Origin of the sequence: Streptomyces sp. BR123 (assembly GCF_013401435.1) — a bacterium.
Taxonomy (GTDB): Bacteria; Actinomycetota; Actinomycetes; order Streptomycetales; family Streptomycetaceae; genus Streptomyces.
In genome coordinates this window covers 1-9422 of the sequence record NZ_JACBGN010000276.1, presented here as the reverse complement: position 1 = coordinate 9422, position 9422 = coordinate 1, and the positions used below count along the sequence as shown (strand labels likewise).

Annotated in this window: 8 protein-coding genes, 1 other RNA gene and 1 pseudogene; 7 read left to right on the top strand and 3 right to left on the bottom strand. The window is 73.4% G+C overall.

The genetic code is table 11. The features are described from left to right. Positions 1-63: 63 nt before the first annotated feature. The 3 genes from HYE82_RS29530 to HYE82_RS29520 are packed head-to-tail and all read left to right on the top strand — an operon-like array spanning position 64 to position 2929. Positions 64-921, top strand: a complete 858-nt coding sequence (locus tag HYE82_RS29530; protein ID WP_179177246.1) for a Nif3-like dinuclear metal center hexameric protein — start codon at positions 64-66, stop codon at positions 919-921. Beyond that, complete coding sequence (locus tag HYE82_RS29525; RefSeq protein WP_179177247.1) at positions 918-1661, top strand: zinc ribbon domain-containing protein; 744 nt, start codon at positions 918-920, stop codon at positions 1659-1661. Before HYE82_RS29530 ends, HYE82_RS29525 begins: the two co-directional genes overlap by 4 nt. Continuing rightward, entirely contained in the window at positions 1661-2929 is a 1269-nt protein-coding gene (locus HYE82_RS29520; RefSeq protein WP_179177245.1) for a bifunctional RNase H/acid phosphatase, read from the top strand. Before HYE82_RS29525 ends, HYE82_RS29520 begins: the two co-directional genes overlap by 1 nt. 93 nt (positions 2930-3022) lie before the next feature. On the opposite strand, the gene rnpB is transcribed toward HYE82_RS29520, so the two are convergent. Further along, positions 3023-3422, bottom strand: an RNA gene (rnpB, locus tag HYE82_RS29515) — RNase P RNA component class A. 76 nt (positions 3423-3498) lie between these two features. Here rnpB and HYE82_RS29510 point away from each other — a divergent pair. Further along, on the top strand, positions 3499-4251 hold the full coding sequence (locus HYE82_RS29510) for a MerR family transcriptional regulator (RefSeq protein WP_179177244.1): 753 nt from the start codon (positions 3499-3501) through the stop codon (positions 4249-4251). Beyond that, positions 4248-5153: a hypothetical protein gene (locus HYE82_RS29505; protein ID WP_179177243.1), complete on the top strand. Its 906-nt coding sequence runs from the start codon at positions 4248-4250 to the stop codon at positions 5151-5153. Before HYE82_RS29510 ends, HYE82_RS29505 begins: the two co-directional genes overlap by 4 nt. Before the next feature lie 23 nt (positions 5154-5176). On the opposite strand, the pseudogene tnpA reads toward HYE82_RS29505, so the two are convergent. Further along, positions 5177-5579 (bottom strand): annotated as a pseudogene (tnpA, locus tag HYE82_RS29500) (IS200/IS605 family transposase); the annotation flags it as partial. 26 nt (positions 5580-5605) lie between these two features. Here tnpA and HYE82_RS29495 point away from each other — a divergent pair. Then, positions 5606-6826, top strand: a complete 1221-nt coding sequence (locus HYE82_RS29495) for an RNA-guided endonuclease TnpB family protein (protein WP_179177242.1) — start codon at positions 5606-5608, stop codon at positions 6824-6826. Positions 6827-6841: 15 nt separating this feature from the next. Here the strand turns inward: HYE82_RS29495 and HYE82_RS29490 are convergent, their stop codons facing one another. Next, positions 6842-8290: a ribonuclease catalytic domain-containing protein gene (locus HYE82_RS29490; RefSeq protein ID WP_179177241.1), complete on the bottom strand. Its 1449-nt coding sequence runs from the start codon at positions 8288-8290 to the stop codon at positions 6842-6844. Between the two features lie 219 nt (positions 8291-8509). Between HYE82_RS29490 and yaaA the strand changes: the two genes are divergently transcribed. Continuing rightward, positions 8510-9310, top strand: a complete 801-nt coding sequence (gene yaaA, locus HYE82_RS29485; protein ID WP_179177240.1) for a peroxide stress protein YaaA — start codon at positions 8510-8512, stop codon at positions 9308-9310. The last annotated feature ends 112 nt before the right edge of the window (positions 9311-9422 follow it).

Here is a 9422-nt window from a genome sequence, read left to right as displayed (position 1 = left end):
GGGCGGGGCCGGGCGCGGGCCGGGGCGACTCCCGGCGTCCCGCACGGACGGTAGCCTTGGCCTGTGCCACGTCTCTCTGAAGTCATCGCCGCGCTGGACGCTCTCTGGCCCCCCTCGCGGGCCGAGCAGTGGGACGCGGTCGGAACCGTATGCGGCGACCCCGACGCCGGGGTCACCCGGGTCCTGTTCGCCGTCGACCCGGTCCAGGAGGTCGTCGACGAGGCGGTGAAGCTGGGCGCCGACCTGCTCGTCACCCACCACCCCCTCTACCTGCGCGGCACCACCACGGTGTCGGCCGGCACCTTCAAGGGCCGCGCCGTGCACACGCTCATCAAGAACGACATCGCGCTGCACGTCGCACACACCAACGCCGACACCGCCGACCCGGGTGTCTCCGACGCCCTCGCCGGCGCCCTCGACCTGCGCGTCACCGGCCCGCTCGTGCCCGACCCGACCGACCCCGAGGGCCGCCGCGGCCTCGGCCGGGTCTGCGAACTGGACCACCCCGAGACGCTGCGCGAGTTCGCCGCCCGCGCCGCCGCCCGGCTGCCGCGGACCGCACAGGGCATCCGCGTCGCCGGCGACCCGGACATGACGATCCGTCGGGTCGCCGTCTCCGGCGGCTCCGGCGACAGCCTGTTCGCGCAGGTCCGGGAGGCCGGCGTGGACGCCTTCGTCACCGCCGACCTGCGCCACCACCCGGCCTCCGAGGCCCGCGAGCAGAGCCCGCTCGCCCTCGTCGACGCCGCCCACTGGGCCACCGAGTGGCCCTGGTGCGAGCAGGCCGCGGCCCAGCTCGACGCCGTCTCGGAGCGCCACGGCTGGGGCCTGCGCACCCATGTCTCGCGCACCGTCACCGACCCCTGGACGGCGCACGCGCCGTCCGCCGACTCCCCGACTACCCCTGGAGCCCCCAACTGAACGCCGAGCCCGCCGACCAGATCCGACTCCTCGACGTCCAGGCGCTGGACGTGCGGCTGTCCCAGCTCGCCCACAAGCGCGCGTCGCTGCCCGAGCACGCCGAGGTCGACTCCCTGACCAAGGACCTGAGCCAGCAGCGCGACCTGCTCGTGGCGGCGCAGACGCAGGCGAGCGACGCCGCCCGCGAGCAGACCAAGGCGGAGCAGGACGTCGACCAGGTCCGCCAGCGCGCGGCCCGCGACCAGCAGCGGCTGGACTCCGGCGTCGGCATGTCGGCCCGCGACCTGTCGAACCTGCAGAGCGAGGTCGTCTCCCTCGCCAAGCGCCAGGCCGACCTCGAGGACATCGTCCTCGAGGTGATGGAGCGTCTGGAGGCCGCCCAGGAACGGGTCACCGAGAACACCGAGCGCGTCTCCGCCCTGGAGGCCAAGCTGGCCGACGCCACCGCCCGCCGCGACGCGGCCACCGGAGAACTGGACGCCGAGGCGGCGAAGGCCACCAAGGACCGCGAGGTCGTCGTCGCGTCCATGCCGGCCGACCTGATGGCCCTGTACGAGAAGATCCGCCTGAAGCAGGGCGGCGTCGGCGCGGCCCGCCTCTACCAGCGCCGCTGCGAGGGCTGCCGCCTGGAGCTCGACATGTCCGAGATCAACGAGATCAAGGCCGCGGCCGCCAACCAGGTGGTCCGGCACGACTCCTGCGGTCGCATCCTGGTCCGTACGGCGGACTCGGGCATCTGATGCCGCGGCTCGTCGTGGAGGCGGACGGCGGTTCCCGGGGCAACCCGGGGCCCGCCGGCTACGGCGCGGTCGTCCTCGACCCGGCGACGGGCGAGACGCTGGCCGAACGCGCCGAGTACATCGGCGTCGCCACGAACAACGTGGCGGAGTACAAGGGACTCATCGCCGGCCTCATGGCCGCGCGCGAACTGGACCCCGACGCACTGGTCGAGGTCCGGATGGACTCCAAGCTCGTCGTCGAGCAGATGTCGGGCCGCTGGAAGATCAAGCACCCGGACATGAAGCCGCTCGCGGCGGAGGCCGCCCGGATCCTGCCCCGCGCGCAGATCTCCTACGAGTGGATCCCGCGCGACCGGAACAAGCACGCCGACCGGCTCGCCAACGAGGCGATGGACGCCGGCCGGCAGGGCCGGCAGTGGGAGCCGTCGGCCTCCACCGCCGCCCTCGACACCTCCGCCGCCCGCGCCCTGGCCACGCCGCCGCCCTCCGGCCCGCCCGGGGACGCGGCGGCCGGCGCCGCCGCGGTCCGCGCGGCACTCGCCGCGACGACGCCGGCACCCGCACCGGCCGCACCGGCCGCGGCACCGGCCCAACCCGCCGCAGCACCGGCCCAGGGCGGAACCCAGGGCTGGGGCCCGGACCTGGGCCCGCCGGCCACGTTCGTCCTGCTCCGCCACGGCGAGACCGCCCTCACCCCGCAGAAGCGTTTCTCCGGCAGCGGCGGCAGCGACCCCGAACTCTCCCCGGCCGGCCGCCGCCAGGCCCACGCCGTGGCCGAGGCGCTCGCCGCGCGCGGCACCATCCAGAGCGTGATCAGCTCCCCGCTGCGCCGCTGCCGCGAGACCGCGCAGACCGTGGCCGACCGCCTCGGCCTCGACGTGACCGTCGAACAGGGCCTGCGCGAGGTGGACTTCGGTGCGTGGGAGGGCCTGACCTTCGCCGAGGTGCAGGAGCGGTTCCCCGAGGACCTCCAGGCCTGGCTGGACTCCCCGAAGGCCGCTCCGACCCGTGGCGGCGAGAGCTTCGCAGCCGCCACCCGCCGGATCTCCGCCACCCGCGACCGGCTCCTGGCCGCACACGCGGGCCGCACGGTGCTGCTGGTCACCCACGTGACCCCGGTGAAGATCCTCGTCCGGCTGGCACTCGGCGCCCCGCCGGAAGCGCTGTTCCGGATGGAGCTCTCCGCGGCCTCCCTCACGGCGGTCGCGTACTACGCCGACGGCAACGCCTCGGTCCGCCTCCTGAACGACACGTCCCACCTGAGGTGACGTGACCCGGCCCGGATACGGGTCGGACAAGACCCGGAAACGGTTCGGGCCCCGCACACGCGCTGTGTGCGGGGCCCGAACCGAATCCGGTGCAGAACAACGCCGGCTGTACGCCGGGTTCTGTCACCCGGCGACCTCGCGGTCGCCGGGGAGACGGCCATCCATCTAGGACCGGTGTTGCCACCGGCCTCGTGCGGTCTACCCGCGAACTCGGGCGGGCAGCCCTCGATCGTCCGCGCAGAGCCGTCCGGAGACGACTCCTCTTGACCTTGCTCCGAGTGGGGTTTACCTAGCCGCCTGGGTCACCCCAGGCGCTGGTGGTCTCTTACACCACCGTTTCACCCTTACCGGGAGCCGAAGCCCCCGGCGGTCTGTTTTCTGTGGCACTGTCCCGCGGGTCACCCCGGGTGGGCGTTACCCACCACCCTGCCCTGTGGAGCCCGGACGTTCCTCGGCGGGGCCGGAGCCCCGACGCGGCCGTCCGCCGGCGTTGTTCTGCGAACGACCATGCTACCCGCCGCCACGCCGCCGCTTGACCTTGCCGCAGCGTCAAGGTTTCTACTGGCCCCATGCGGATCGGAGAGATCGCCGTGATCGTCGGGCTCACCACCCGCGCGATCCGGCACTACCACCATGTCGGACTGCTCCCGGAGCCGGAGCGGCTGCCCAACGGCTACCGCGCCTACACGGTGCGGGACGCCGTCCTGCTGGCACGGGTGCGCCGGCTCACCGAGCTCGGGCTGAGCCTGGACGAGGTCCGGGACGTGCTCGGCGACGACGCGGGCCGCGACCTGGCCGACGTACTGGAAGAGCTGGACGCGGACCTCGCCCGGCAGGAGGCGGAGATCCGGGCGCGCCGGGAGCGGCTCGCGGCGCTGCTCGCCGCGACGCAGCCCGGCTCGGGGGAGGACGCACTGGGCGGGGTGCTCCCGCCGGGCCTCGCCGCACTGCTGGCGAAGGCGCCGGAGGCCGGGTCGCCGGCGGCCCGCAAGGACCGGGAGCACCTGGAGCTGCTCGACGCGACCGGCGGCGGCGAGGCGCTGTACGCGACGCTCGGGCCGCTGGTCGCGGACCCGGCGGTACTCGCCCTGTACGAGCGGCTCGACGCCCTGCACGGTGCGGCCGCCGACGACCCCCGGATCCCGCGGCTCGCCGAGGACCTGGTGGCGGCCGTGCCGGACGAGGTGTTCGCGGCGATCCCGGCCGGCGGCGGCCCGGTGGCGCCGGGCTTCAAGGAGGCCCTGCTGGCCGAGTACGAACCCGCGCAGGCCGAGGTGGTCCGCCGGGTGATGGAGGCGTTCATGGAGAGGGGCAGGGGATGAGCGGGCTGAGTGCGGCGCGGATCGCGGCGGCCGCGGTGATACCGGCCGAGCTGCTGTTCGTGCTGTGTGCGGTGGCCGGGATGCGGATCCCGCAGTGGGCTGCGGTCGCCGCCGAGACCGCGGTGCTCGGCGTGCTCGTGCTGGAGGTGTCGGTGCTGCGCGGCCTGTACGCCGCCGGGCGCGCCCGGGGCGCAGGGCGCGGCCCGGCCCTGCGGGAGGCCGTACGGGCCGTGGTGCCCGTGCAGGTGCGCCGGCTGCTGGTGCACGAGCTGCGGGCCATGGCCTCGCTCGTGCGATGGGTGCTGCGCCGCCCGCCGCACGGGGTGGGGAACGGGGACCTCGCCGCCCGTTACACCGGGCCCCAGACCGCCATGATGTACGGCTTCCTGTTCGTGTCCGTCGTCGAGACCGTCGCGCTGGCCCTCGTCGTCCCGTGGCCGGCCGTGCACCGGATGCTGCTGGTCATCGACGTGTACGGGGTGCTGCTGATCCTCGCCGTGCACGCGGCGTGCGTGACCCGGCCGCACGTCGTCCGCGGTGACGGATCCCTGCGGCTGCGCTACGGCGCCCTGTTCGACCTGGAGGTCCCCGCGGACGCGATCGCCTCGATCCGGGTGGACCGGCGCTACCCCGAGGGCCGGCTGGTGCGGCTCGGGGAGGACGGCGTGCTGGACCTGAGCGTCGGCAGCCAGACCACGGTCACCGTGGAGCTCGCCCGGCCGCTGCCCTTCGTCCGGCCGCTGGGCGCCCGCGGCGAGGCCACCGGCCTGCGCTTCCACGCCGACGACCCGGCCGCGGTCGTCGCCGCGGTCCGGGCCGCCGGCCGGGAGCCCGCTACCAGGACTGATCGCAGTGCACCGGGCTTCAACCCGGTGGTGAAGCGATTCGGAGAAGTGCTCTGACCGGCAGGCTGGAGCGGACGGTTCTGCTGCTCGATGTACTGACGGATGATCGACAGCGGAGCCCCGCCGACTGACCCGGCGAAGTATGAGCCGGACCACAGATGCTGCGTCCTCCAGTACCGCCGGACGAGTTCCGGGTACTCCTGGCGGAGCCTGCGTGACCTGACGCCCTTGAGTGAGTTGACCTGCTTGGACGGAGCCGCCTTCGGCGGGGAGTTCATCAGCAGGTGCACGTGGTTGTTCTCACCGTTGAACTCCACCAGCTCGCATTCGGAGTCCTCGCACACGGCGCGCGTGATCTCCTCCATGTGTGTCAGGTGCGTGTCCCTTGAAATCCTTGTGCCGGTACTTCGTCACGAAGACCACGTGCGTGTGGTGGGCGAAAGCACAGTGCCGACCAGTACGAATGTTCTGATACTCGGCCATAAACCAACTTTAGTACCGTGATCGGCATGCAGTTGAGGTACAGCTTCCGCCTGTACCCGAACGGTCCGCAGCGCACTGCGCTGGCCCGGGCGTTCGGGTGTGCGCGGGTGGTCTACAACGACGCCCTCCGGGCCCGTGAGACCGCCCGCGCTGCGGGCGAGGCGTTCCCCAAGACCGGGGATCTGTCGAAGCTGCTGATCACCGAGGCGAAGAAGACCGGAGAGCGCGCCTGGCTCGGCGACGTGTCCGCCGTGGTGCTGCAGCAGTCGCTGCGGGACCTGGATGCCGCGTACCGGAACTTCTTCGACGGCCTCAAGGGCAGGCGCCCGCGCATGGGCGCGCCCCGGTTCAAGTCCCGTAAGGACAACCGGCAGGCCGTACGGTTCACCGCCAACGCACGCTGGAAGATCACGACCGGCGGGGGCCTGTCCCTCCCGAAGATCGGGGACGTGCGGGTCAAGTGGTCCCGCTCCCTGCCCTCGGTTCCGTCCACGGTGACCGTGGTCAAGGACGCCGGCGGCAGGTATTTCGCCTCGTTCGTGGTGGAGACCGGGCCGGACGAGACGCTGCCCGCGACGGACGCCGTGGTCGGTATCGATCTCGGCCTGACCCACTTCGCGGTCCTCTCGGACGGCACGAAGATCGAGTCCCCGCGCTTCCTGCGCCGGGCGGAGAAGAAGCTCAAGCGGGAACAGCGCCGCCTGTCCCGCAAGGCCAATGGCTCCAACAACCGCGCCAAGGCGCGGATCAAGGTCGCCCGTGCTCACGCGCAGGTGGCCGACGCACGGCGCGAGTTCCACCACCAGCTCTCGACGAAGATCATCCGCGAGAACCAAGCGGTTGCTGTTGAGGACCTGGCGGTCAAAGGGCTCGCCCGCACGCGCCTGGCCAAGTCCGTGCACGACGCCGGCTGGTCCGCGTTCGTCACGATGCTGGAGTACAAGGCAGCCCGGTACGGGCGCGCCTTCCACCGCATCGGACGGTTCGAGCCGACCTCTCAGGTCTGCTCGGTCTGCGGAGTCAAGGACGGCCCCAAGCCCCTGCACGTCCGCGAGTGGACCTGCGGGGCCTGCGGGACGGTCCTGGACCGGGACATCAACGCGGCGGTCAACATCGCCGAGGCCGCCGGACTGGCGGTGTCAGCCTGTCGAGCGCAGGTAAGACGGGCACTCGTGCCCGCACAGCGCGGTGAAGCAGGAACCCACCGAGATGGTCAGCCGACCGTGGTAGGAATCCCCGGCCTCTAGGCCGGGGAGCGGAAGTCAAGGCACGGTGAAGAGGACCTTGTTCTCGCCGGGGTGTCCGGGGTTCGCCCGTCTGAGCGTGGCCCGGACGGTCTCGCCCAGCTTGAGGGCCGCCTCGGCCTTGACCCTGCCCAGCACGGCGGGGTCCGCCAGGTGCAGCAGGCCCTCGCGCGGCCGGTTGGCCTCCTCGTCCGTGTTGATGACCGCGGCCTCGAAGACCTGGCCCACCCGGTTCATGAGCACCGCCGCCTCCGCGAGGTCCACGGAGCGCCGGTCCGCCTTGGCGCCCTTCCCCCGCAGCATGTCGCACGGCAGGCCGTACAGGGCGGTGAGCACCCAGTCGGGCGGGGCCTGGCCCGCGCAGGCGGCGACGCACAGCTCGCCGGTGTACCGGTCGATCAGGCGGCGCAGCGGAGCCGTGCAGTGCGCGTACGGGGCCGCGATCGCCGCGTGGACCGTGTGCTCCGGGACGCGGTGGTCGCGGAACGCCGTGTACTCCGCCTTGAGCAGCATGGCGGTGGCCTCGCTGAGGAACGCCGCGTGCTTCTGGTCCTGCGGATCGAGGCGGCGGACCAGATCGGCGTACGAGACGTGGTGCGGCCAGTCGATGCCCAGCACCCGGGCGATCGCGCGCACCCGCGTCACCACGGCGGGCTCGGCCGTCTTCTGCGTCCGCAGGATTCCCGTACCGCTGTCCAGCATCATCCGGGCCGCGGCCATCCCGGTCATGAGGGAGATCTGCTCGTTCCAGCCCTCCACGGGCAGCGCGGCCCGGTAGCTCAGCCGGAACGATCCCTCCTCCAGGGTCACCTCCTGGTCCGGCAGGGACACCGAGATGCCGCCGCGCGCGACTTCCACGGCCTCCCGCAGCGTGCCGATGTCGCGCAGCAGGGCCACCGGCTCCTCGGCGGTTCCCGCGTCGATGGCCTGCTGTACGCCCGCGTAGTCCAGCCTGGCCCGGCTGCGGACCAGGGCCCGGCCCACACGGGAGTGCGTGACCCGGCCGTCGGCGTCGAGGTCGTGCCGCCACAGCAGGGCGGGGACGGTCCGGTCCGGCAGCAGGCTGGCCGCGCCCTCGGAGATCGCGGGCGGGTGCAGGGGCACCTTGCCGTCGGGGAAGTACAGCGTCTCGACCCGCTCGTGGGCCTCCGCGTCCAGCGCGCCGCCGGGCGTGACGAACGCGGCCACATCGGCGATCGCGTAATGGACGCGGAAACCGCCCCCCGGCCGCCGTTCCAGGTACATGGCCTGGTCGAGGTCCTTCGAGGCCGGCGGGTCGATCGTGAAGAACGGCAGGTGGGTCGCGTCCTCGTCCGGCAGACGGGGCGCGGCCGCGGCGGCGTCGGCCGCGGCGAGCACGGGCGCGGGGAAGTCCGGGGGAACCTCCAGTTCCTTCCGGAGTTGCTTCAGGGCCGCGCGGAGGGCGGCCGCGGCCGCGTCGGACATGTGCACGATGTGACGGGGCATGCCCCGAGCGTAGGCCGGTGGCCCCGGACCGGCACGGCGAAGGGGGCCGGGCGGGCGGCTGCGGTTCGGCAGCGGCCCGGAGGGGCGCGGGGGAACCGCCCGACCGGCCGCAACGGGCCCGCAGGCGATCGCCGGCCCATCACAGCACCATCCGCGGAGCGCTTACGCTGGCATGCCGGGGCCGCACCCCCGCGCTCGAAGCGAAGAAGGAGAACCACCGTGCTCGTGCTGCTGCCGCCGTCCGAAGGAAAGGCCGCCGGCGGCTCCGGCGCACCCCTGCGTCCCGAAGGGCTCTCCCTGCCCGGACTGGCCGGGGCCCGGGCAGCCGTCCTGGACGAGCTGGTCGAGCTGTGCTCGGCCGACGAGCCGAAGGCGCGCGAGGTGCTGGGGCTCAGCGAGGGGCTGCGCGGCGAGGTCGCGAAGAACGCCTCGCTGCGGTCCGCTGCCGCCCGGCCGGCCGGGGAGGTCTACACCGGCGTGCTGTACGACGCCCTGGGCCTGGCCGACCTGCCGGACGGGGCGCGGGCTCTGGCCGAGCGGTCGCTGCTGGTGTTCTCCGGGCTGTGGGGCGCGGTGCGGGTGACCGACGCCATCCCCTCCTACCGCTGCTCGATGGGAGTGAAGCTGCCCGGGCTGGGCGCGCTGGGCGCGTACTGGCGGGCGCCGATGGCGGAGGTCATGCCCGAAGCCGCCGGCAGCGGGCTCGTCCTCGACCTGCGGTCGGCGGCGTACGCGGCGGCCTGGAAGCCGAAGGGGGAGGTCGCGGGGCGGACGGCGACGGTGCGGGTGCTGCACGCGCAGGTCGTGGACGGGGTCGAGAAGCGGTCCGTGGTGAGCCACTTCAACAAGGCGACGAAGGGGCGGATGGTGCGGGACCTGCTGGTCGCCGGGGCCGTCCCGGCCGGGCCGGCGGAGCTGGTGGCCGCGCTGCGGGACCTCGGGTACACCGTGGAGGCCGGGGCCCCTGCGAAGCCGGGCAAGCCGTGGTCCCTCGACGTGGTCGTCACCCGCATCCACTGACCGGCCGTTTCCGCCCGCTGCTGTGGTGCGGGTGCCGGTGCATGCCGCTGCGCGGAGCCGTTTCCCCACCCCGCCCCTTCCCGAAACCGGGGCCTCCGGCCCCGGTTTCGGG

Bases quoted from the DNA above. Each gene is read 5' to 3' on its own strand.
- HYE82_RS29505 (WP_179177243.1), top strand. From the start codon at position 4,248: ATGAGCGGGCTGAGTGCGGCGCGGATCGCGGCGGCCGCGGTGATACCG.
- HYE82_RS29520 (WP_179177245.1), top strand. From the start codon at position 1,661: ATGCCGCGGCTCGTCGTGGAGGCGGACGGCGGTTCCCGGGGCAACCCG.
- HYE82_RS29510 (WP_179177244.1), top strand. From the start codon at position 3,499: ATGCGGATCGGAGAGATCGCCGTGATCGTCGGGCTCACCACCCGCGCG.
- HYE82_RS29490 (WP_179177241.1), bottom strand. From the start codon at position 8,290: ATGCCCCGTCACATCGTGCACATGTCCGACGCGGCCGCGGCCGCCCTC.
- HYE82_RS29495 (WP_179177242.1), top strand. From the start codon at position 5,606: ATGCAGTTGAGGTACAGCTTCCGCCTGTACCCGAACGGTCCGCAGCGC.